This is a genomic window from Microbispora sp. NPDC046973, assembly GCF_040644495.1.
In the GTDB taxonomy this organism is placed as follows: Bacteria; Actinomycetota; Actinomycetes; order Streptosporangiales; family Streptosporangiaceae; genus Microbispora.
Genome location: NZ_JBEYWQ010000019.1, coordinates 1 through 21584 on the forward strand (window position 1 = coordinate 1; position 21584 = coordinate 21584).

Annotated in this window: 19 protein-coding genes; 8 read left to right on the top strand and 11 right to left on the bottom strand. The window is 71.9% G+C overall.

Annotated elements, in window-relative coordinates:
* Window positions 1–227: 227 nt before the first annotated feature.
* Entirely contained in the window at window positions 228–701 is a 474-nt protein-coding gene (locus tag ABZ860_RS29050) for an Lrp/AsnC family transcriptional regulator (protein WP_357225931.1), read from the bottom strand.
* A 161-nt stretch (window positions 702–862) separates the two neighbouring features.
* Between ABZ860_RS29050 and ABZ860_RS29055 the strand changes: the two genes are divergently transcribed.
* Window positions 863–1723, top strand: a complete 861-nt coding sequence (locus tag ABZ860_RS29055) for a phenylalanine 4-monooxygenase (protein WP_357225934.1) — start codon at window positions 863–865, stop codon at window positions 1721–1723.
* An 18-nt stretch (window positions 1724–1741) separates the two neighbouring features.
* On the opposite strand, the gene ABZ860_RS29060 is transcribed toward ABZ860_RS29055, so the two are convergent.
* From ABZ860_RS29060 to ABZ860_RS29080, 5 genes are all read right to left on the bottom strand, one after another.
* The gene (locus ABZ860_RS29060) at window positions 1742–3211 is read right to left on the bottom strand and encodes a phosphodiester glycosidase family protein (RefSeq protein WP_357225936.1); all 1470 of its coding nucleotides are present in this window, start codon (window positions 3209–3211) and stop codon (window positions 1742–1744) included.
* 133 nt (window positions 3212–3344) lie between these two features.
* Window positions 3345–3548, bottom strand: coding sequence for a hypothetical protein (locus ABZ860_RS29065; protein WP_357225938.1), 204 nt, complete (start codon window positions 3546–3548; stop codon window positions 3345–3347).
* A 96-nt stretch (window positions 3549–3644) separates the two neighbouring features.
* Window positions 3645–4718, bottom strand: coding sequence for a P1 family peptidase (locus ABZ860_RS29070; RefSeq protein WP_357225941.1), 1074 nt, complete (start codon window positions 4716–4718; stop codon window positions 3645–3647).
* Between the two features lie 17 nt (window positions 4719–4735).
* Window positions 4736–6346: a PucR family transcriptional regulator ligand-binding domain-containing protein gene (locus tag ABZ860_RS29075; RefSeq protein ID WP_357225943.1), complete on the bottom strand. Its 1611-nt coding sequence runs from the start codon at window positions 6344–6346 to the stop codon at window positions 4736–4738.
* A gap of 72 nt (window positions 6347–6418) precedes the next feature.
* On the bottom strand, window positions 6419–7129 hold the full coding sequence (locus tag ABZ860_RS29080; protein ID WP_357225945.1) for a TetR/AcrR family transcriptional regulator C-terminal domain-containing protein: 711 nt from the start codon (window positions 7127–7129) through the stop codon (window positions 6419–6421).
* Between the two features lie 83 nt (window positions 7130–7212).
* Here ABZ860_RS29080 and ABZ860_RS29085 point away from each other — a divergent pair, with 83 nt between their 5' ends.
* The 4 genes from ABZ860_RS29085 (at window position 7213) to ABZ860_RS29100 (ending at window position 12903) form a co-directional block, all read left to right on the top strand.
* Window positions 7213–8682, top strand: a complete 1470-nt coding sequence (locus ABZ860_RS29085; RefSeq protein ID WP_357225948.1) for an MFS transporter — start codon at window positions 7213–7215, stop codon at window positions 8680–8682.
* Between the two features lie 69 nt (window positions 8683–8751).
* Window positions 8752–10047: an aspartate aminotransferase family protein gene (locus ABZ860_RS29090; protein ID WP_357225949.1), complete on the top strand. Its 1296-nt coding sequence runs from the start codon at window positions 8752–8754 to the stop codon at window positions 10045–10047.
* On the top strand, window positions 10034–11527 hold the full coding sequence (locus ABZ860_RS29095; RefSeq protein WP_357225952.1) for a CoA-acylating methylmalonate-semialdehyde dehydrogenase: 1494 nt from the start codon (window positions 10034–10036) through the stop codon (window positions 11525–11527). Before ABZ860_RS29090 ends, ABZ860_RS29095 begins: the two co-directional genes overlap by 14 nt.
* Window positions 11528–11697: 170 nt before the next feature.
* Entirely contained in the window at window positions 11698–12903 is a 1206-nt protein-coding gene (locus ABZ860_RS29100) for an extracellular solute-binding protein (RefSeq protein WP_357225953.1), read from the top strand.
* A gap of 73 nt (window positions 12904–12976) precedes the next feature.
* Here the strand turns inward: ABZ860_RS29100 and ABZ860_RS29105 are convergent, their stop codons facing one another.
* Window positions 12977–13588, bottom strand: coding sequence for a hypothetical protein (locus ABZ860_RS29105; RefSeq protein ID WP_357225956.1), 612 nt, complete (start codon window positions 13586–13588; stop codon window positions 12977–12979).
* A gap of 88 nt (window positions 13589–13676) precedes the next feature.
* On the opposite strand from ABZ860_RS29105, the gene ABZ860_RS29110 reads away from it, so the two are divergent.
* Window positions 13677–14267, top strand: coding sequence for a TetR/AcrR family transcriptional regulator (locus ABZ860_RS29110; RefSeq protein WP_357225958.1), 591 nt, complete (start codon window positions 13677–13679; stop codon window positions 14265–14267).
* Between the two features lie 5 nt (window positions 14268–14272).
* On the opposite strand, the gene ABZ860_RS29115 is transcribed toward ABZ860_RS29110, so the two are convergent.
* The 3 genes from ABZ860_RS29115 to gabT all read right to left on the bottom strand — a co-directional run bounded on the left by ABZ860_RS29115 (window position 14273) and on the right by gabT (window position 17363).
* Window positions 14273–15397 carry a hypothetical protein gene (locus ABZ860_RS29115; protein WP_357225960.1) on the bottom strand — a complete coding sequence of 375 codons (1125 nt, stop codon included), beginning with the start codon at window positions 15395–15397 and terminating at the stop codon, window positions 14273–14275.
* A 197-nt stretch (window positions 15398–15594) separates the two neighbouring features.
* A complete protein-coding gene (locus ABZ860_RS29120) occupies window positions 15595–15843 on the bottom strand; it encodes a hypothetical protein (RefSeq protein ID WP_357225961.1) in 249 nt (82 codons plus the stop codon).
* A gap of 170 nt (window positions 15844–16013) precedes the next feature.
* Entirely contained in the window at window positions 16014–17363 is a 1350-nt protein-coding gene (gene gabT, locus ABZ860_RS29125; protein WP_357225963.1) for a 4-aminobutyrate--2-oxoglutarate transaminase, read from the bottom strand.
* A gap of 108 nt (window positions 17364–17471) precedes the next feature.
* On the opposite strand from gabT, the gene ABZ860_RS29130 reads away from it, so the two are divergent.
* Entirely contained in the window at window positions 17472–19232 is a 1761-nt protein-coding gene (locus ABZ860_RS29130; protein WP_357225966.1) for a PucR family transcriptional regulator, read from the top strand.
* A gap of 6 nt (window positions 19233–19238) precedes the next feature.
* On the opposite strand, the gene ABZ860_RS29135 is transcribed toward ABZ860_RS29130, so the two are convergent.
* On the bottom strand, window positions 19239–19868 hold the full coding sequence (locus ABZ860_RS29135) for a TetR/AcrR family transcriptional regulator (RefSeq protein ID WP_357225968.1): 630 nt from the start codon (window positions 19866–19868) through the stop codon (window positions 19239–19241).
* 218 nt (window positions 19869–20086) lie between these two features.
* On the opposite strand from ABZ860_RS29135, the gene ABZ860_RS29140 reads away from it, so the two are divergent.
* Entirely contained in the window at window positions 20087–21532 is a 1446-nt protein-coding gene (locus ABZ860_RS29140; protein ID WP_357225970.1) for an aldehyde dehydrogenase family protein, read from the top strand.
* Window positions 21533–21584: the final 52 nt, after the last annotated feature.

Sequence of the window (21584 nt, forward strand, 5' to 3'; positions counted from 1 at the left end):
GGAAGTTAAGCCTGTCAGCGCCGATGGTACTGCACCGGGGACGGTGTGGGAGAGTAGGACGCCGCCGGACAATCTTTGTTGGGAGGGCCACCCCGGTTTGGGGTGGCCCTTCCGCGTTTCCGGGGGGTTTTCCCGGGGGGTTTTCCCGGGTGTGTTGTTGGTGGGGTGTGCCCCGGTTGTGGTTGGCCGGGGCTTTCGCATGTCCAGGGGCCGGCTGACCACGGTCGTCACGGCGTGGGCGGTGTGACCGCGGCCTGCAGCAGGGGTTCGATACGGAAGGAGATCTGGGTCGAAAGGGCGATCGTCGTGTCGGTCCGCTGGATGGCGGGCGAGGCGAGGATCCGGGCGATGATCTCCTGGAGGTGCGGGGTGCTGCGCGCGACCACGCGGCACAGCAGGTCGGCCTGGCCGCTGGTGCCGTACACCTCGAGGATCTCCGGCACGTCGGCCAGCCACTGCACGGCCTCGGTCAGCCGTCCCTGGGCGATCTGCAGGGACGCGAAGGCGAGGATGGGATAGCCGATCTGCTCTGCCGTGACCGTCGGGCCGAAGTCGCTGATGACGCCGCGCGCGGTGAGCTTGTCGAGTCGTGCCTGGACGGTGCCCCGGGCCACGCCGAGCAGGCGGGCCAGTTCGGTGAGCCCGATCCGGGGATTGGCCCGCATGGTGGTCAGCAGGCGGCTGTCGAGCGCGTCGAGCATGCGCCGAGGGTACGCCTCGAGTGAGCGAATCGACCAGTGCAACCACCCACAATCGCGCTGATTTGAGCGTTTTGCACATCTCAACTGGTCACTCTTGCCAGCGGAACGGTTACTTGCTGTCATATGGGAGTATGTTCGAAGAAGCGCAGTATTTCGCTCCGGTGGCGACGAAGGATGACGGATCCGTCGTCGTCGAGTTGGCCACGAGCCACCCCGGTTTCGCGGACGCCGTCTACCGCCGGCGGCGCAATGCGATCGCGGCGCTGGCGCTCGGTCACACCCCCGGTGACCCCATTCCGACGGCCGAGTACAGCGACGAGGAGCACCACGTGTGGGCGCTCGTCACCAAGGAACTGGCGGTCAAGCACCAGAAGTACGCCGTGCGGGAGTTCCTCGACGCGACCAAGCGGCTCGGCCTGCCCGAGGACCGCATTCCCCAGCTCCAGGAGGTCGGCGACCTTCTCGAACCGCTGACCGGGTTCCGCTACCTGCCGGCGGCGGGGCTGGTCCCGCTCCGTGAGTTCTACGGCGTCCTGGCGGACGGCCTGTTCCACTCCACCCAGTACATCCGGCACCATTCCGTGCCCTTCTACACCCCCGAGCCCGACGTCATCCACGAGGTGATCGGGCACGCGAACACCTTGGCCTCGCCCCGCTTCGCCGCGCTGTACCGGGCCGCGGGCCGGGCGGCGCGCCGCGTGGAGACCGACGAGGCGCTGGAGTTCGTGTCCAAGGTGTTCTGGTTCACCCTGGAGTTCGGCGTCATGCGGGAGGACGGCGAACTCAGGGCGTACGGTGCGGGGATCCTCAGCTCGTACGGCGAGATCGAGGAGTTCCGCGGGATGGACGTCCGCCCGCTCGACCTCGCCGCGATGGGGACCACCCACTACGACATCACGAAGTATCAGGAGGTGCTCTTCGAGGCGGCCTCGTTCGACCACCTCGAAGACACGGTCGGGACGTTCTGGGACACCTGCGACGACGAGACGATCGCTCGTCTGCTGGCGGCGTCTTCGGCGTGAGGCGGCGCGTGAGCAGGCTCAGCGCGCGCCGACGATCAACAGGGCGTCGCCGACTCCCCGCTCGGTGCCGTCGGACGGACGGTTGACCACCTTCCTCCCGATGACCATGGTGGTCGACCCGCCGCCGTCGAGGTTGATCGCGTCGCGCGCGCCGAGCCAGCGCATGAGCTCGGCCGCCTCGAAGAACGACGCGCCGATCGTGCTGCCCGGCGCACGGCCGTCGACGACCGCGATGACCAGCTTGCCGTTGCGGGTGACGCCGGCGAGCGTGCGCGGGTGGCGCCGCAGGATCATGTTGGTGTTGGCCATGCCGTCCCGCGCCGCGGTGATGGAGGTCCTGCCGTTCCGGACCAGGCCGATCGCGCCGCCGATGATGTTGGTCTCCGGGGTCAGCGGGATCGCCTTGTTCGTCCGCAGGTCGGTGACCCGGGTCGTGACCGTGACGGTCGTGCCCTCGCCCGCGTGCTGTGCCAGCCAGTCGGCGGCGGCTCCGACGCCGTGCAGCACACGCGTGCCGGGCGTCACGGGACCGCCGGACGCGCGGACGCCGGTCACCCTGCCGGAGGCGTCGAGGACCACCTCGGTCCCGTCGTCCTGCGGGGTGTCCCGCCCCAGCTCCTCGGTGTACATGACCAGCTCGTCCGGCTTCGGCACCCGGTTGAGGCCGGTCACCTCGGCCGTGGTCCCGTCGGCCGCAAGGGCGGCGACCGAGGACGACAACTCGGTGACGCGGGCCGTACGGCCCCGGAGGACCAGGCCAACACGGCCGGCGACGGCCTCGCTGAGCAGCTTGCCGCCGACCACGGAGATGCCGGTGGGGTCGCCGCGGAAGGCGGGCAGCGTGTGGATGTCGAAGAAGCCGCCGTTCACGGCGACGAGCGCCTTGGCCGCGGAGGCCATGGCCGAGACCTTCTCCCGCTTGGCGACGCTCGTGCCCAGCGAGGCCTGGTAGGAGCCGCGGAACGTACGCGGGTCGACGACGATGACGCGCACGCTCCACGGGCCGGTGGTGACGAAGCCGTCGTCGCCCTGGAAGTCGACCTTCGCGCTCACCCCGGCGTCCTTGAGCTGCTTGACGACCTCGGCGGCCTCGGCCTTCCGGTCGAGCGGCCAGCTGCCCACCCGGACCATGAAGTAGTCGCCGGCGGGGTGGTCCGCTACGGCGGGCCGGGTGAACTTCACGATGACGGGCTCGAGGCCGGCCATCTGCACGGCCGTCGCCTGGGCCTGCGCGTTGCCCTCGGACATGAAGTCCTTGCCCTTGACGACGACGCTGACCGTGTACCCGTCCTGGGGCGTGCCGTGGCGCAGGGTGAAGTAGCTGACTCCGGGGGCCAGGCTCTTGGCCGCCGACTTCGGGATCCCGGGCTCGCCGAGGGGGAAGTTCGTCGTCGGCAGCCCGGCGACGGACTCTGCGGCGGCCGGGGCCGAAGGGATGGTCGTCGTCAGGGCCAGTACGGCGGCCCCGACGACAAGGCGGCGTCTCATGCGATTACTCCCCATTGGTGATCCTTGCGGGACCATCGTGGCGACAATCACGTACGGAGACGACGGAAACGCGCCAAAGAGCATGAAATTCCCCAACGAGAAATCGGGCGTTGGGGACATAAGCGCATAAATCTCAGGAAGTCCTAGCGTCGATCTCCCGGGCCCGCTGGACGAACTCCTGTGCGGACCGGGCCTCGATGTGGACGAGCAACCCGTCGCGTCGCCGGGACATGCCCCAGTAGTGCGCGGTGGCCTGGCCCCACCAGATGGTCCATTTGGGGAAACGTGCGGACAGGGCCCGTACCACGACAGTCGGGCTGATTTGGGGTTCGCTCATCGTGGGCACGTTTCGAGGTAAGCACGATTCACCCCGTGAGCGCGAGTATACGAAAAGTAGTCAGGTGCGATAGGACTTACACCCGGGACGACATACCTACGTTCCGGGTGTCAGCATCTCCGCGAGAAGCCGCCCATCGAGCCCTGTAACGGTCAAATCATCTGCTCCGGTCATCGTCTCGGCCGCGACGAGCGCGTTGACGACGGCCTCCTCGGTCGCCTCGATGACCGCGTAGAAGATCGGATCGAGGTATTCGTCCGCGAGCACCGTGACCTGGAACGTCCGCGGAGGAGCCGCGTCGAGGGCGTTGGCCGGCAGGTTCCTGTTGCCCGTCGAGAAACACAGGAAACCGTCGCCGCTGGAGTTCTCCCCGGCGCCTCCCGTGCGCGCCACGCCGAGTCCGGCGCGCTGCGCCACCCTGCGGCACTGGTGCGGCAGCAGGGGAGCGTCGGTGGCGACGATCCCGATGATCGACCCCGCCTCCTCGTTGGACAGCGCCGAGGCCGGCAGGCTCCTGCCCACGTTCACGCCGTTGACCGTCAGCCGGTCCCGCCGTCCGTGGTTGGCCTGGACGAGCACGCCCACCGTGTAGCCGTCCACCACACGGGAGGCCGTGCCGATGCCGCCCTTGAAACCGTGGCAGATCATGCCGGTGCCGCCGCCGACCGCGCCCTCCGCGACCGGCCCGCCCGCGGCCTTCTCGTACGCCTCCCGGACGTGGGCGGCCTTCACATGCTGTCCGTCGATGTCGTTGAGCATGCCGTCCCAGGTCTCGGCGACGACGGGCAGCGACCACGCCTGCCGGCCCTTGCCGAGCGAGCCGACCTCGATCTCGACGAGCGCGTCGCGGACCACGCCCACCGAGCCCGTGTTCGTCAGCCCGATCGGCGAGGCGAGCAGCCCGAAGTCCTGGAGGAACGCCATCCCGGTGATCTCGCCGTTGCCGTTGAGCCAGTGCAGCCCCGCGTAGAGGGGCTCGTCGAAGGCCGAGCCGTCGTGCGGGACGACCACGGTGACGCCGGTGCGCACCGGGCCCTCGCCGACCACTCGCGGGCCGCTCCCGCTGATCAGCGTGGTGTGCCCGACCCTCACCCCCGGGACGTCGGTGATCGCGTTGTGCCCGCCGGGCGTTCCGGTGCCGATGACGATGCCGAAATCCCGTGCTCTCAACGACAGTCCCTTCTCGATCAGGTGGTCTCGCGGCGGAAGGTCTCCAGAGCCAGCAGCGCGACGTGCAGCGACAGGCACGACTCGACGTCGTCGAGGTCGGTGTCGAGGACCCGCTCCAGTCGCCGCAGGCGGTCGTAGAACGCGGGCCGGGACAGGTGGGCCTTCTGCGCGGCCACCGCCTTGTTGCGTCCCGCGTCGAGATAGATGCGCAGGATCCTGGTCAGGTCGCCGTGCCGCTGGGCGTCGTAGGCCAGCAGGGCCCCCAGCTCGCGCTCCGCGAAGGTCTGCAGCCGGGCGTCGTCGCGCAGCAGGTGCAGCAGACCGCGCAGCCGCAGGTCGGGCAGGCGATAGAAGGGCCGCCCGTCGGGCTGGCGCACCGCGACCTCCGCCACCTGCTCGGCCTCGAGAAAGCTGCGCCGTACGTCCTTGATGGACTCCACGACCGATCCGGCCGCGAGCACGAACGGCGTGGCGAAGCCGGCCCGCAGGCGCTCGGCCAGCGCGCCGAGTGCGGTCTCGGCGGCCATGCGGGGCGGCAGCGGCAGCAGCACTCCTACGCGGCTCTGGTCCAGCGCCCCGACCAGGGCGGGCAGCTTGGCCTCGCGGCAGGCGGCGGCGCCGGCCTCGGCGAGCTCGCCCAGCCTGGCCTGCTCGCCGAGCGCGGTGCCCACGGATGCGGTCAGCCGGATGACGGCGCTGACGAGCCTGCGGCCGGTGAGCGGGACACCGACGGCGCGGGCGCGGGCGGCCGCCTCGTCGGGGTCGGCGTACGCGTGGGTGAGGATGCCGGTCAGTATGGTCCCGTGCGCCTGCCGCTCCAGGGACTCCTGGTGCCGCTCCAGCAGGCGGCTCAGCGCGAGCGTGGTCGCCGCGCGCTCGGCGAGCACGGTGTCGCGGGGGCTGGGCTGGCCGTCGCACAGCAGGATGAGCCGGCCCCAGTCCTGGCCGCGGGCGCCGACCATGGTCACCAGCCACCCGGCGGCGGCGTCGTAGGCGGTCCGCTCGGCCGGCATGACCGCGCGCGACCTCGCCTCCCAGTTGGCCAGCAGGCTCCCGGTGTCGCCCCCCGCCGGGTCGCACGCCAGGACCTGGTGGGCCAGGTTCTCCAGCAGCACCGGGCGGCCGGAGAAGCGGGCGACCTGGTTGAGCACCTCGGCCGGGGACGCGCCCTCGACCGACAGCTCGGTGAACACCTCGTGCAGCTGCTCCGAGGCCCGCAGCTCCTGGAGCTGGATGTCGATGATGCGCGCGTGGACCGACTCGGTGATCTGGACGAAGGGCGTCTCGCGGGCGAGCGTGATCAGCGGCAGCCCGTGCTCCTCCGCCGCCTTGACCACCGCCCTCGGCAGCTCGCGGACGAACCGCCGGCCGAGCTCCACGATCAGCCCCGAGGCGCCGACGGCGGCGAGTTCGCAGATGTAGTCGGCCAGCTTGTCGGGCTCGCTCGGCAGCGCCACCCCGGTCGTGAGGACCAGCTCGCCGCCGCGTAACAGGTGGGCGATGTCGTGGACCTCGCCCACGTGGACCCACCGGACCCGGGTGTCCAGCCGGTCGCCGCCCGCCACCACCCGGGGGCTGCCACGCCGGACGGTGTCCAGCGCGAGCACGTCGGCGACCGTGGGGAGCATGCTCAGAGGCTACCTGATCATAATGTAAGGATGACCCCCCAGTAGCTAACAGTGTGAGGGGGTATGGCGGCCTCAGCGCAGTCGCGTGCCGAGACCGTCGAGGAGGGCCGTCAGCCCGAACTCGAAGGCGAGCCGGCGGGCCACGAGGGGGTCGTAGTCCTGGCCCGCGTAGGACCGGTAGCGCTCCAGCAGGTTGGGCCGGTCGGCCGCCAGCTTCATCACGACCGGGTCCACCGCGGCCTGCAGCTCCGTCATGCTCTTGCCCGTCGCCTCCAGCGAGCTGAGGAAGGCGACCTCGGGGATCGTGGCTCCCAGCGTGTACGACACGACGGCCGTCATGGCGTAGTCCACGTCGATGCCCTCGAACCCCGCGCGGACGAAGGCGCCCATCAGCCGGTCGGACGCGGTGAGCGCGTTCGGCCCGAGCGCGGGGACCACGCCGATGAGGCTCGCGCTCCACGGGTGGTCGAAGACCGCCTGGCGCATGGCGTAGGCGAAGACCCTCGCCGCCTCCCGCCAGTCGGCGGCCTCGGGCAGCACGACGGTCGCGTAGACCTCGTCCATCACGAGCTCGATCAGCTCGTCCTTGTTGGCGACGTGCCAGTAGAGGCTGGTCGCCCCGGCGCCGAGCCGGGCGCCCAGCTTGCGCATGCTGAGCGCGTCGAGGCCCTCGGCGTCGAGCAGCTCCACGGCCGCCCGGACGATCTGGTCGCGGCTGAGGCCCTGCTCGCGCCCTCCCTTGCGCTCGCGGGTCCAGACCGAGGAGAACGGCTTCGCTGACACGGCCTCACAATATTCGCTCGCACAGTGTTCGATTGAGTCGTACAGTGTCCGATACTACTCGCACACTGTTCGAGGTGACCTTCATGTCCCATCCCCGACGCTGGTGGATCCTCGGCGTCCTCTGTCTGAGCCTGTTGACCCTGGTCGTGGACAACACCGTCCTCAACCTGGCGATCCCGTCGCTCATGCGCGACCTCGGCGCCACGCCGTCCGACGTGCAGTGGGTCATCGACGCGTACGTCCTGGTCTTCGCGGGCCTGCTGCTCACGGCGGGCAGCCTGTCGGACCGGTTCGGCAGGCGGCGGATGCTCGTGATCGGCCTGGCCTTCTTCGGAGGGGCGTCGCTGGCGGCCACGCTCGCCACCGAGCCCTGGCAGCTCATCGCGGCCCGCGCGCTGATGGGCGTCGGCGGCTCCTGCGTGATGCCGTCGACCCTGTCGATCCTGATCACCGTGTTCGACGAGAGCGAGCGGCGCAAGGCGATCGCCGCGTGGAGCTCGGTCGCCATGGTCGGCGTCATCGCCGGTCCGACGCTCGGCGGGTTCCTGCTCCAGCACTACTACTGGGGCTCGGTCTTCCTGCTCAACGTGCCGATCGCGGTGCTGGCGATCGTCGCGGCCTTCGCGCTCATGCCGGAGACGTACGGCGAGACGCGGCGCGCCGACCCGCTCGGGGTGATTCTGTCCACGGCCGGAATGGGCGGACTGGTCTGGGCTGTCATCTCGGCGCCCGGCGGGCACTTCAACCCCCTGGCGGTGGCGGTCTCGGCGGCCGCCCTGGTGGCGTTCGTGCTGTGGGAGCGCCGCAACCCCCACCCGATGCTGCCGCTCGGCCTGTTCAGGGACCGTTCGTTCAGCGGCGCGTGCTTCTCCATCGTGCTGCTGTCGTTCGGCGCGGGGGCGCTGATGCTGGCCCTCACGCAGTATCTGCAGTTCGTCCTGGGCTACGACCCTCTGAAGGCCGGCTTCGCCCTGCTGCCGTATGTGGTGGCGGCGATGGTCTTCAACGGTCTGGGAGCCGCGCTGGGCAAGAAGGTGAGCAACCGGGTGCTCATCGTCTCGGGCCTGGTCGTCATGGCCGCCGGGTTCGTGCTGCTGTCCACGCTCACCGGCGGGTACGGCACGCTGATCGCCGGCCTGATGGTCATGGGGGTGGGCGGCGGCCTGGCCGGTCCCGCGGCGTACGCCACGCTGATGGGCGCGGTGCCGCCCGAGCGCGCCGGGGTCGGCTCCGCGCTCAACGACACCGTGCAGCAGGTCGGCATGGCGCTGAGCGTGGCCGTCCTCGGCAGCGTGCTCGCGGGGGCGTACACCGCGGCGATGCCGGAGTCGGCGCCGCCGGCGGCGCGCGAGTCGATCGGCGTCGCGGTGAGCCTGGGCGACCCCGCCGTGGCCGCCGCCGGACGCGACGCGTTCGTGTCGGCGATGTCCGTCGGCTCGTGGGTGGGTGCGGGCTGCTCGCTCGCGGCGGCCCTGGTCGCGCTGCTGGTCCTGCGCCGGAAGGCCGCCGGGACCGCTCCCGCCCAGGAGCCCGCGGCGCCCAGCACTGTGTAAGCCAAATTCGCGGTATCCCAGACAGGCTGACGGGTGAGTCGGTCACCCGCCAGCCGGGATACTCGGAGCATGTCGGACCTTCTCGCACGCCATCGCGCGGTCATGCCGAACTGGATGGCCCTCTATTACAACGAGCCCATCGAAATCGTCGGCGGCAAGGGGAACCGCGTCGTCGACGCGAACGGGAAGAGCTATCTGGACTTCTTCGCCGGGATCCTGACCAACATGATCGGGTACGACGTGCCCGAGGTGCGGGAGGCCGTCGAGCGCCAGCTCGCCACCGGCGTCGTCCACACCTCGACGCTGTATCTGATCCGCAGCCAGGTCGAGCTGGCCGAGAAGATCGCCCGCCTGTCGGGCATCCCGGACGCCAAGGTCTTCTTCACCAACTCCGGCACCGAGGCCAACGAGACGGCCCTGCTGCTGGCCACCTACGCGCGGGGGTCCGACCAGGTGCTCGCCATGCGGCAGAGCTACCACGGCCGGTCGTTCGGCGCGATCAGCGTGACCTCCAACCGGTCGTGGAAGAACAACTCGCTGTCGCCGCTCAACGTGCACTTCCTGCACGGCGCCGACCGCCACCTCGCGCAGTTCCGCGGCATGTCGGACGCCGACTACATCGCCGCCTGCGTGGACGACCTGCGCCATGTGCTCGCCACGGCCGTCTCCAAGGACGTCGCCGCGCTGATCGCCGAGCCGATCCAGGGCGTGGGCGGCTTCACCATGGCCCCCGACGGGCTGTTCGCGGCGTACAAGGAGGTCCTCGACGAGGAGGGCATCCTGCTTATCTCCGACGAGGTGCAGACCGGCTGGGGCCGTACGGGCTCGGCGTTCTTCGGGATCCAGAACCACGGCGTGACGCCCGACATGATGACCTTCGCCAAGGGGCTCGGCAACGGCTTCGCGGTCGGCGGCATCGTGGCGCGCGGCGACCTCATGGACGGCCCGCACGCCGTGGGGCTGTCCACCTTCGGCGGCAACCCGATCTCGATGGCGGCGGCCAACGCGACGCTCGACTACGTGCTCGACCACGACCTGCAGGCCAACGCGGCGCGCACCGGCGAGATCATCGTCTCCGGGCTGCGCGAGGCCGCCGAGCGGCTGCCCGTCGTGGGCGACGTGCGGGGCAAGGGCCTGATGTTCGCGATCGAGCTGGTCGACCCCGCCACCGGCGCGCCCGCTCCCGCGCTGGCCGCCCGCTTCATGGAGGAGACCAAGAGGCTCGGCCTGCTCGCCGGCAAGGGCGGCCTGTACGGCAGCACGCTGCGCATGGCTCCGCCGCTCACGCTCACCGAGGACGAGGCCCGTGAGGGCCTGGGCATCCTCGTCACCGCTCTGGAGGCCGTCAACGATGAAGCACGTTAACCACTGGATCGGCGGCGCCCGGACGGGCGAGGACGGCCGCACGGCCGACCTGTTCGACCCGGCGACCGGCGAGGTGAGCGGTCGGGTGTCGCTGGCCTCGGTCGAGGAGGTCGACGCCGCGGTGGAGGCGGCTGCCCGGGCCTTCCCCGCCTGGCGCGACGCCTCGCTCACCAAGCGCACCCAGATCCTGTTCCGGTTCCGCGAGCTGCTCGACGCGCACCGCGACGACGTGGCCGCGCTGATCACGGCCGAGCACGGCAAGGTGCACTCCGACGCGCTGGGCGAGGTGGCCCGCGGCCTGGAGGTCGTGGAGTTCGCCTGCGGCATCCCCCACCTGCTCAAGGGCGGCTACTCGGAGAACGTCTCGACCCGGGTCGACTCCTACTCCATCCGCCAGCCGCTCGGCGTGGTGGCGGGCATCACCCCGTTCAACTTCCCGGCGATGGTCCCGATGTGGATGTTCCCGGTGGCGATCGCCTGCGGGAACACGTTCGTGCTCAAGCCCTCCGAGCGCGACCCCTCCGCGTCCCTGCTGCTCGCCGAGCTGTGGCAGCGGGCCGGGCTTCCGGACGGCGTGTTCAACGTGGTCCAGGGCGACAAGACGGCGGTGGACCGGCTGCTCGAGCACCCGGCCGTACGGGCCGTGTCGTTCGTCGGCTCCACGCCGATCGCCCGGTATGTGTACGAGACCGGCACGGCCCACGGCAAGCGGGTGCAGGCGCTCGGCGGGGCCAAGAACCACATGCTCGTGCTGCCCGACGCCGACCTCGACCTCGTCGCCGACTCGGCCGTCTCGGCGGGCTTCGGCTCGGCGGGGGAGCGGTGCATGGCGATCTCCGTGGTGCTCGCGGTCGACCCGATCGGCGACGAGCTGGTCGAGAAGATCGTGTCGCGGGTGCGCGACCTCCAGATCGGCCCCGGAACGGACCCCGAATCGCAGATGGGTCCGCTGGTGACCGCCGCCCACCGCGACAAGGTGGCGTCCTACCTCGACCTCGGCGTCGAGGAGGGGGCCAAGCTCGTGGTCGACGGCCGGGAGACCCCGGTGCGCGGCGGCCGGGGGAACGGCTTCTGGCTCGGCCCGACCGTCCTCGACCACGTGCCGCCGAACTCCCGCGTCCACCGCGAGGAGATCTTCGGCCCGGTGCTGTCGATCGTGCGCGTCCGCTCATACGAGGAGGGCCTGGAGCTCATCAACACCGGCGAGTACGGCAACGGCACGGCGATCTTCACCAACGACGGCGGCGCGGCCCGGCGCTTCCAGAACGAGGTCGAGGTCGGCATGATCGGCGTCAACGTGCCGATCCCGGTGCCGATGGCCTTCTACAGCTTCGGCGGCTGGAAGGCCTCGCTGTTCGGCGACACCCACGTGCACGGCACCGAGGGAGTCCACTTCTACACCCGGGGCAAGGTCGTCACCTCGCGGTGGCTCGATCCCTCCCACGGCGGCGTGAACCTGGGCTTCCCGACCAACGCCTGAGATCGCACCCCGGACCGCGCCCGGATCGCCCTGGGCGCGGTCCGGCGTCTTCCCCGGCCGCGGGTCCGGCGGCGCCTTGGGCCGCCCTTGCCGGGCGTGCGAGCCGTTCCCGGGGAACGGGGACGGGCCAGTAGGCTCGGGGCGTCCGTCTTTTGTCATGGGGGTCGTGCGTGCGCCGTACACACCTGGTCGCGACGGTCGCCGCCGTGGGACTGCTCGCCGCCGCCTGCGCCGGCCGGCCCGCGCCCGCGACGGAGGTGGCCACGCCGGGCGCCTCGGCGGCCGCGGCGGCGACGGCCTCCGGCGGCGCCGGCCACAGCCCGTCCTCCCCCTCCTCGGCCGGCCCCACACCCACTCCCGTCGCGTCCCTCGGGCCGGGCGAGGGAACGCTCACCGTGGTCGCGATCGACGGGTACGCCGAGTGGGGCGGCGTCGATCCCAAGGTCAAGTGGGTCGGCACGTTCGAGAAGGAGACGGGCTGCAAGGTCAGCCTGCGCTACTACGACCCGCGCCAGGAGGAGAAGCCGGGCGACTTCCCGCCGTCGTCGTTCGACGTCGTCTCCGCGACGCCCGAGGTGGGCGGCCGGCTGATGGACGAGGGCAAGGCCGCGCCGCTCAACACCGCTCTGCTGGACGGCTACGACAAGATTCCCAAGCGGCTGCGCACGCTGCCGTCGGTGACCCGGGACGAGCGGGTGTACGGCGTGCCGTACGTGTGGGCGACCAACGAGATCCTCTACGACGCCGGCAAGGTCAGCCCCGACGGCCCGGAGTCGCTGTTCAGGGACAAGGGGCCCGTGATGCTCCGGGACCGTCCGCTGTCGCTGGCCGACGCCGCGCTGGTGCTCAAGGCCCAGGGCACGGACGCCGGCGCGGACATCAAGGACCCGTTCGACCTCACCGACGCCCAGCTCGACGCCGCCGCCGAGCTGTTCACGTCCCGCGAGGACGGCCGCCGTGTCTTCTGGCGTGACCCTGTCGAGGTCGTCCAGGGCTTCGCGACCGGGTCCGTACGGCTCGCGCAGGCCACGCCGTACCACTTGGACGTGCTCAGGCGGGGGCACAAGCCGGTCAGGGCGCTGCCGGACCGGCCGGTGACCGGATGGGCCGACGCGTGGATGATGTCGGCCCAGGCCCCCCACCCCTCGTGCGCGTACAAGTGGCTCGACTTCACGACGTCGGCCGAGGTGCAGCGCAAGGTGTCCGCCTGGATGGGTCTCGCCCCGGCCAACCCCGAGGGGTGCACCGGCGCGGCCCGCCGGATCTGCGCGGACTACGGCGCCGGCACCTCCCGGGCGTTCCGGGGCGTCTACTTCGCGGTGCGTCCCAAGGAGTACGACAAGTGGGTGGAGCGCTGGTCCCGCATCGTGTCCTGAGCCGCGCCGTGTCCTGAGCCGCATCCTGTCCTGAGCCGCGCCGTGTCCTGCCGCGCGGGGAGCGGGTCGGCGCTCAGTTCTGTTCGCGGGCGCCGTGCGGCACCCGGTCGTGGTGGGGGTCGCGGGCATCGCGGGGTGGGCGGGCATCCACCGGCGGGCGGGTGGGGAAGAGGGTGCAGGCGAGCGGCCAGAACACCAGCCAGACCACCATGGCGAACGTCAGGCGACCGGCCCACGCCAGGAGCGCCGCCCCGCGTTCGAGGTCGCCGATGACCACGACGCCCGCCAGCAGCAGGCCGCAGGCGACCGCCCAGCCGATCATCCCCTTGCCCCAGGCGCGCCACTCGTACCGGGCCCGTTCCCTGCCGTAACGCTTGCGCCGGTCCGGCGGTGGCCCCCCGGCGTAGCGGTGGGCGAACCTGACGTCGGCCCACCGCACCATGTCGTGCCCGAAGGCGACGGTGAACCCCAGGTAGGCCGCGGCCAGCCCGTGGGTGAACTCCGCCCTGCCTCCGCCGCGGAGGTCGGCCACGCTCGCCACGAGGAGGACCAGGTCCACCAGGGGGACGGCGAGCAGCAGCAGGCCGCCGAGCCGTCGCCTGCGCAGAAGGTAACGCACGGCGAGCCCCGCGCCCAGCAGCACCCAGAACGCGACCTCGCAGGCGACGATCAGTCCGAACAGCATCCCGGCTCCTTTTTCGCACGGCGTGCTACAAACCTTTCTCATACATCGTGCTATAAAAATCGGGCGGATGCGTGGTTGGAGGAGCGCTGTGCCGAAGATCGTGGACCATCGGGTGCGGCGGGAGGAGATCGCCGAGGCGTTGTGGCGGGTCGTGCGCCGCGACGGCGTGGGCGCCGCCACCGTGCGCAGCATCGCGGCGGAGGCCGGCTGGTCACCGAGCGCGTTGCGGCACTACTTCTCGACCCAGGCGGAGCTGCTCGCCTTCGCGATGGAGCACGTCATCACGCGGGTGCGCGCGCGTATCGAGACCACCGACTTCCAGGGCCCCGTCCGCGTCGCCGTACGCCGCCTGCTGGAGGAGCTGCTGCCCATGGACGCGGAGCGGCGCGCGGAGGCCGAGGTCTGGCTGCAGCTGACCGCGCGCGCCCAGGGTGACCCCGCCGCCACCGACTGGTTGCGCCGCGCGGACGACGGCGTGGGGGAGGCGGCGACCCTGGCCGTCCGTGCGCTCGCCGAGGAGGGGGAGCTCGCCGCCCGTCGGGACGCCGCGTTCGAGGCGGCGCGGCTACACGCCCTCATCGACGGTCTGACCGTCCACGTCCTGGCCCGGCCGGAGTCCATGCCGCCCGAGCGCATGAGCGCCGTGCTCGCCGCCCATCTGGAGGATCTGGCGACCTGAGGACGTCACGAGGCCGGGGGAAGCTTCGCGACCGCGGCCTGGAGGGCCGGTCCCGAGATGTCGGCGAACCCGCCGCCCGGATAGTCGACCAGCCACACGTGCAGCATGTCGGTCTCCCTGGGCGGGTCGCAGAGGGGGCAGGTGTGGGAGTGCCACGGCGTGAGCGGGCCGATCGCCGGGCCCCGGGCGCCCGGCGGCATGACGAACACCGCACCCAGCAGGGTCTTCCCGCCGTGGTAGACCAGCACCTCGGGCTGCGCCGGGTCGAGGACCAGGCCGTCCTGAAGCAGTGCGGGGTTGGCGAGCTGCTGGACGCCGCCGTCGTCGGTCCAGACCCGGTAGCCCGCCCGCTCCGCGTCCGCCGCCGTCGGCAGGCGGCCGGCGGTCTCCCGCCGCACCGCCGCCGCCAGCGCATCCGCCGCGCTCGTCGCGGTGTCGGCAGCCACCACGCCCGTGCCCGGGGCGAGCGGCCCCGCGGCCGCCGCTGGGGCCGCCGCTGTGGCCGCCGCTGGGGCCGGGGGCTGCGCCGGGCCGTGGTGGTGATGTCCCGCGAGCGGCCCCGGCGAGGTCGTGGCGGGTCGCGCGACCAGGATGCCGTCGAAGGCCGCGGTGCCCCAGGAGGTGAAGCTGGCGCAGACCGCGGCGGCGACCAGGCAGGCGACCGGGCCGGCGACCAGGGCCGCGCCCGCCCGTCCGGCCGACGGACTCCCGCCGGTGCGCATGCGTCGGCGGGTGCCGGCGCCCTCGTCGTCCGTGACCGACGCGTATGCGACGAGGACCGGCGCGGCCGCCGCGAGCACCGTCTCCAGGAGCGCCGCCAGCGCCTCGGGGGCGCCTCCGGGGTCGGGGGTCCACGCGTCAGGGCCGAGAGGGAGCCCGGCCGTCCTGCCGACCAGCCAGATCACGACGAGGGCGAGGTCGGCGAACCCTCCGGTCAGCAGCACCGCCTGCGTGGGACGGAGGAGCAGGGCCGCCGCCCAGGCCAGTTGCAGGCATCCCGCGACGGCGAACAGCACGCCGTGCCCGGCGGAGGTGGCGAAGTGATCGGGCATCACGCCGAAGTGGATCGCGGCCGATCCCGCGGCAAGCGCGGCCAGAGTCAGCGGCGGCGCGCCGCGCAGTTTGTCCACATTGCGCATTATTGGGCGCGGTGATCTCGGTAGGGAAGGCCCGAAAACGGGAGCAACCCGACAGGCGCGCTTGGATGGGGGCGGCGCCCATGGCGCCGAGGTGGACCGGGGCGGAACGGCGGAGGTGGCGCGGCGTCGACCGCGCCGAGGTGGCGCGGCGTCGACCGCGCAGAGGTGGGTCGGGGGGAAACGGGTCGTCAGGACATGGCCGCCCGGGACCGGCGGGGCAGCGGCACCTTGCCCTCGGGGGCGGGCAGCAGGGCCTCGGCGCAGTCGTCGCAGGCGTGGACGGGGGCGTTGTCGGGCAGCATGCCGACCTTGACCCGGGGGCGGGGCCACTTCTTGTGGCAGACGACGCAGGCGTCGCCGTCGCGCTGCGTGCTGGTGAGGCCGGCAGGGTCGAACGTCAGCATGAGCCGCTCGGCGCCGTTCGGGTTCCAGCCCATCAAAGTCCCCCCTCGATCGCCTATCGGAACCGTTATAACGCGGTTACCCTTCGTGATCGGCGCGAGTCGGGCCAAGCGATGGTTAAATCGAGGCATAACGCAAGCCGTACAACAACAAAAGGGACACCTCGGAACAGACCGGGTGCCCCTTTTGGTGTTGTTCAAACGGTCTAGCCCGCGTTGAGCGCCTTCTGCAGAATCGAGAGACCCTCCTCGAGCAGGTGGTCCGGAATCACCAGTGGCGGCAGGAAGCGCAGCACGTTGCCGTACGTTCCGGCGGTGAGCACGAGCAGGCCCTGCTCGTGGCACCTGCGCGCGATCTCGGCGGCCGGGTAGGGCTCCTTGGTCCCCGGGACCACGAGCTCGACGGCGATCATCGCGCCGCGCCCGCGCACGTCCCCGACGATAGGGTTGTGCTCCTGGATGGCGCGCAGCCGGGGCAGCATGATCTCGCCGATGTGCCGGGCGCGCTCGACGAGCTTGTCCTGCTCGATGGTCTCCAGCACGCCCAGGGCCGCCTCACAGGCGAGCGGGTTGCCGCCGTACGTGCCGCCGAGGCCGCCGCTGTGGACGTGGTCGAGCAGGTCGGCCCTGCCGGTCACGGCCGCCAGCGGAAGGCCGCCGGCGATGCCCTTGGCGGTGGTGATGATGTCCGGGACGATGCCCTCGTCCTCGCAGGCGAACATGTGGCCGGTGCGGGCGAAGCCCGTCTGCACCTCGTCGGCGATGAAGACGATGCCGTTGGCGCGGCAGAACTCGACGATCTTCGGCAGGAAGCCGCGGGCCGGCTCGATGAAGCCGCCCTCGCCCGCGATCGGCTCGATGAGCACCGCCGCGACGTTCTCCGCGCCGATCTGCTTGTTGATCATGTCGATCGCCTGGGCCGCGGCCTCCTCGGCGCAGTTGTCCGGGCCGGTCGGCCAGCGGAACGGATAGGCGAGCGGCACCCGGTAGACCTCGGGCGCGAACGGCCCGAACCCGTGCTTGTACGGCATGCTCTTGGCCGTCAGCGTCATCGTCAGCAGCGTCCGGCCGTGGTAGCCGTGGTCGAAGACGACGACCGCCTGCCGCCCGGTGGCGTGCCGGGCGACCTTCACCGCGTTCTCGACGGCCTCCGCGCCGCTGTTGACCAGGAACGTCCGCTTCTCGTGGTCGCCGGGCGTGAGCTCGTTGAGCTTCTCGCACACCGCGACGTACGACTCGTACGGGGCGACCATGAAACAGGTGTGGGTGAAGTCGGCGACCTGCTTCTGTACGCGCTCGACGACCCGGGGGGCGGCGTTGCCGACGTTGGTCACGGCGATGCCGGAGCCGAAGTCGATCAGGGAGTTGCCGTCCGCGTCGACGATCACACCGCCGCCCGCGTGAGTCACGAAGACGGGCAGCGTGGTGCCGATGCCCGGAGGCACGGCGGACTGCTTGCGCGCGAACAGCTCGCGCGACCGCGGGCCGGGGATCTCGGTGACGAGGCGGCGCTCCTGCGGGAGCTGCGGGCCGCCGTGCGTGGTGGCAGTGCTCATATCTCCGACGGTACGGCCGCCGCCTCCACCAGCCGATATGCCGCTATGTCAGAATGTAGGCGTACTTTTGGCCGGTAAGGACAAGCCGGCTGTTCGGGGGGAAGAGCAGTGGCACCCACGCTGCGCCGGATCACCGCGATCGTACCGCTCCACCTGGAGGTTCTCGCCGGGCGGCACGGGCTCGACCGCCCCGTCCGCTGGGTCGCGGTGAGCGAGCTGGAGGACCCCACGCCGTTCCTCGAGGGCGGCGAGCTGGTGCTCACGACCGGCATGCGGCTGTCCGCCGGCGACGCCGTGCCGTACGTCTCCCGGCTCGTGGCCCGGGGCGTCACCGGGCTGGGGTTCGGGGTGGGGCTGAGCCACGAGGCGGTGCCGCCCGCCTTCCGCGAGGCGGCCGAGGCCGCCGGGCTGCCGCTGGTCGAGGTGCCGAGGGACACGCCCTTCATCGCGATCGGCAAGGCCGTCAGCGACCTGCTCGCGGGGGAGCAGTACGAGGAGATCAGCCGGGCCTTCGCCGCGCAGGGCAGGCTCACCCGCGCCGCACTCCAGCGGGAGGGGCCGGTGGCCGTGGTGGACCGGCTGGCCCGGGAGATCGGCGGCTGGGCGCTGCTGCTCGACCCCGCGGGCGCCGTGCGGCACGCCGCCGACGCGACCGGCCGCCGCGCCGCCGGCAAGCAGGCCGCTCCGGGTGACAAGCAGGCCGCTCCAGGCGACAAGCGCGGCGCGGCGGGGGACTGGGCGCGGGAGACGGCCCGGTCGCTGGAGCCCGAGATCGCCCGGCTGCGCGGCGCGCCGTCCCTGGCGAGCCTCGCCCTGTCCACCCCGGACGAGCACGTCGTGGTCCAGCCGCTCGGCCGGAGGGGGTTCTTCGCGGTGGGGTCGCCGCGGCCGTTCTCGCCCATCGCGCACACGATCGTCAACGCGGCCGGATCCCTGCTGACGCTGGCGCTGGAGCAGGGCAGGGAGCAGCGGTCGGCGGCGGCGCAGGTGCGGTCGGCGGTGCTCCGGCTGCTGCTCGCCGGTGAGGCGTGGGCGGCCGCGGAGGCGCTGGCGGCCCTGGGCATGCGGCTGCCGGGGGAACCGGTCACGGTCCTCGCCTGCGACACCCCCGATCCGGAGGCGCTGACCGAGGCCCTGGCCGGAGCGGCCCCCGGCCCGCGCGGCGACTTCGCAGGCAGGGGGACGTTCACCGCGCCCTGGGAGGGGCTGCTCGTCGTGCTGGCCCCCGACCCGCACGCCGACGAGGTCGTCGCGCTGGCCGCGCGGCACGGCCGGGTGGGCGTCAGCGCGCCCGGTGTGGAGATCGCCCGTTCCGAGAGCCGTGCGGACGGCCGCATGGACGGTCGCACGGAAAGGCGCACGGAAAGCCGCGCGGACCCCCCTGCGGCCGGAGCTGCGGACCTGGGCGCGTCCCGCCGGGATCTCGCCCCGGGGCTCGACCGCACCTCCGACCGTATCTCCGATCGGGCCGCGGACCGGGTCGCCGACCGTGTCCCCGACCGAGCCCTCGCCACCGCACTCGACCGGGCCCTCGACCAGGCGCGGCGGGCACTCGTCTCGGCCTCGCCGGTGGCGCGCTTCAGTGAACTCGCCGGGCGCGGGCTGCTGTCGCTGCTCGATCCCGCCGCCGCCGCGTCGTTCGCGGCGGCGATCCTCGCGCCGCTCCGCGAGTACGGCTCGCGTGCCGATCTGGTCGAGTCGCTGCGCGCCTACCTGGCCAGCAACGGCCACTGGGACGCGGCGGCGCAGCGCCTGGGCGTGCACCGGCACACGCTGCGATACCGGATGAAGCGGGTGAGCGAGCTGCTCGGGCGCGATCTGGACGACCCCGCGGTCCGGGCGGAGCTGTGGATCGCGCTGTGCCTGTGACGTCGGTCAGGCCGAGGGGTGCGCGAGGAAAGCGCGGATGGCGGCTTCGGTGACGATCTCGTACGTCTTGCCGTCGGGCAGATGCCCGGCACGTTCCAGGCTGAGCGCGCCCTGAGCCGCGGCCCACAGCGCGTCGGCGATCTTCCGGGGCTGGGTGGGCACGAGGTGACCGGCGGAGATGCAGTCGGCGATCACCCGGTCCACGATGTTGAGCGCGGCCCTCGCGAGCGTGCGGGCGCGCTCGCTCGGCACGAAGCCGGGGATGGCCCGCTCGAACATGAGGCTGTAGTAGCCGGGCTCGGCCAGCGCCGCCTCCCGGTACGCGGGACCGAGCAGGCTCAGGTGCTCCAGCGGGTCGCTGCGCTGCGGCACGGCCTCCAGCCTGCGCCGGAACCGCTCGAAGCCCTCCAGATAGAGCGCCTCGGCCAGGCCCTCCTTGCTGCCGAACATCGTGTAGATGACCTGCGTGGAGCAGCCGGCCTCGGCGGCGATCCTGCGTACGGTGAGGCTCTCCGGCCCGGCCTTGGCGAGCAGGTCGTTGGCGACGTCGAGGAGACGGGTGCGCAGCTCGTCGTAGTTGCTGCGATGGCCGCGTGCGTAGGCACCCTGAAGACCGAGCGGCGCCGGCGTACCCATCAGCGACGAGCCCTTCTCATATTGGGGGTCCCGCGACAGACCCGGATGATGACTTAACCATGCCGCTCGGCTTTCAAACCGCAGTGAAACAGAAAACATCATGAAATTGCCGCGCATCTGTGACATGTGGGAAGTTGTCCATCCTGGCGCGGCGGGGGACGGTGATTGGCCCGTCCGGAGTAGCGACCGGCTCCCACCAGGTGGCATAGCGTGAAGACATGGACGTAGGCCGCACTTCCGAACCCCGCCCCTTCTGGCTCGCCGGGCGCCCCGCGACGGGGGACGCCGAGCAGGCCGTGACCAATTCCCACGACGGCCGGGTCGTCGGCGTCCATTCGGTGCCGACCCCCGAGCAGGTCGAGCAGGCCGTTGCCGCCGCGGACGCCGTGCGCAAGCAGGCCGCCGCGCTGCCCATCCACGTACGCGCCGAGGCGCTGGCCCACGTGGCCCGGCGGCTGACCGAGCGCGCCGAGGAGATCGCCCGCCTGATCAGCGCCGAGAACGGCAAGCCGATCTTCTGGGCGCGCGGTGAGGTGGGCCGCGCGATCTCGACGTTCCGCTTCGGCGCCGAGGAGGCCCGCCGCTTCAGCGGCGAGGTGCAGCGGCTCGACACCGAGCCCGCGGCGCAGGGACGGCTCGCCTACGTCTCGCGTGTGCCGTACGGCCCGGTGCTGGCGATCACGCCGTTCAACTTCCCGCTCAACCTGGTGGCCCACAAGGTCGCTCCCGCCATCGCCGTGGGCGCGCCCATCGTGGTCAAGCCCGCGCCCGCGACCCCGCTGTCGGCGCTTGTCCTCGGCGAGATCCTGGCCGAGACCGACCTGCCGGAGGGCATGTTCTCCGTGCTGCCGGTGCCCAACGACCGTGCCTCCTCCCTCGTGCAGGACCCGCGGCTGCCGGTGATCTCCTTCACCGGCTCCGGCCCGGTCGGCTACTCGATCATGGAGAGCGTGCCGCGCAAGCACGTCACGCTCGAACTCGGCGGCAACGCCGCCGCGGTCGTGCTGGCCGACGCCGACCTCGACTGGGCGGCCGGCCGCGTGGCGCTGTTCTCCAACTACCAGGCGGGCCAGAGCTGCATCGCGGTGCAGCGAGTGATCGTGGAGGACGCGGTCGCCGACGCGTTCACCGACAAGCTCGTCGCCGCCGTCGGCGCGCTCGTGACCGGCGATCCCGAGGACGACAAGACGCAGGTCGGCCCCCTCGTCTCCGAGGACGCCGCGGTCCGCGTCGAGAGCTGGGTCAACGAGGCCGTCTCGGCCGGGGCGCGCCTGCTTGCGGGCGGCACCAGGGACGGCGCGACCATCGCCCCCACCGTGCTCGCCGACGTGCCCGCCGACGCCAAGGTGGCCTGCGAGGAGGTCTTCGGGCCCGTCATGATCGTGCAGCGGGTCGCCTCGGTCGACGAGGCGTTCGCCGCGGTCAACGACTCCCGCTACGGCCTGCAGGCCGGAGTCTTCACCCGCAGCCTGGACGTCGCCTTCCGGGCCAACCGCGAGCTCGAGGTCGGCGGCGTCATCATCGGCGACGTGCCGTCCTACCGGGCCGACCAGATGCCGTACGGCGGGGTCAAGGAGTCGGGCGTGGGCCGCGAGGGGCTGCGCTCGGCCATGGAGGACTACACCTACGAGAAGGTCATGGTGCTCACCGGCCTCACGCTGTAGAACCACGCGTCGCGCTGCAGAACCACGCGTCCGAGGGGCCCGGGGGACCACC

What these genes read in the sequence shown, in the direction of transcription:
- ABZ860_RS29050 (WP_357225931.1), bottom strand. Translation starts at nt 701, where the DNA reads ATGCTCGACGCGCTCGACAGCCGCCTGCTGACCACCATGCGGGCCAAT.
- ABZ860_RS29060 (WP_357225936.1), bottom strand. Translation starts at nt 3,211, where the DNA reads ATGAGACGCCGCCTTGTCGTCGGGGCCGCCGTACTGGCCCTGACGACG.
- ABZ860_RS29065 (WP_357225938.1), bottom strand. Translation starts at nt 3,548, where the DNA reads ATGAGCGAACCCCAAATCAGCCCGACTGTCGTGGTACGGGCCCTGTCC.
- ABZ860_RS29075 (WP_357225943.1), bottom strand. Translation starts at nt 6,346, where the DNA reads ATGCTCCCCACGGTCGCCGACGTGCTCGCGCTGGACACCGTCCGGCGT.
- ABZ860_RS29085 (WP_357225948.1), top strand. Translation starts at nt 7,213, where the DNA reads ATGTCCCATCCCCGACGCTGGTGGATCCTCGGCGTCCTCTGTCTGAGC.
- ABZ860_RS29090 (WP_357225949.1), top strand. Translation starts at nt 8,752, where the DNA reads ATGTCGGACCTTCTCGCACGCCATCGCGCGGTCATGCCGAACTGGATG.
- ABZ860_RS29095 (WP_357225952.1), top strand. Translation starts at nt 10,034, where the DNA reads ATGAAGCACGTTAACCACTGGATCGGCGGCGCCCGGACGGGCGAGGAC.
- ABZ860_RS29105 (WP_357225956.1), bottom strand. Translation starts at nt 13,588, where the DNA reads ATGCTGTTCGGACTGATCGTCGCCTGCGAGGTCGCGTTCTGGGTGCTG.
- ABZ860_RS29120 (WP_357225961.1), bottom strand. Translation starts at nt 15,843, where the DNA reads ATGGGCTGGAACCCGAACGGCGCCGAGCGGCTCATGCTGACGTTCGAC.
- gabT (WP_357225963.1), bottom strand. Translation starts at nt 17,363, where the DNA reads ATGAGCACTGCCACCACGCACGGCGGCCCGCAGCTCCCGCAGGAGCGC.
- ABZ860_RS29135 (WP_357225968.1), bottom strand. Translation starts at nt 19,868, where the DNA reads ATGGGTACGCCGGCGCCGCTCGGTCTTCAGGGTGCCTACGCACGCGGC.
- ABZ860_RS29140 (WP_357225970.1), top strand. Translation starts at nt 20,087, where the DNA reads ATGGACGTAGGCCGCACTTCCGAACCCCGCCCCTTCTGGCTCGCCGGG.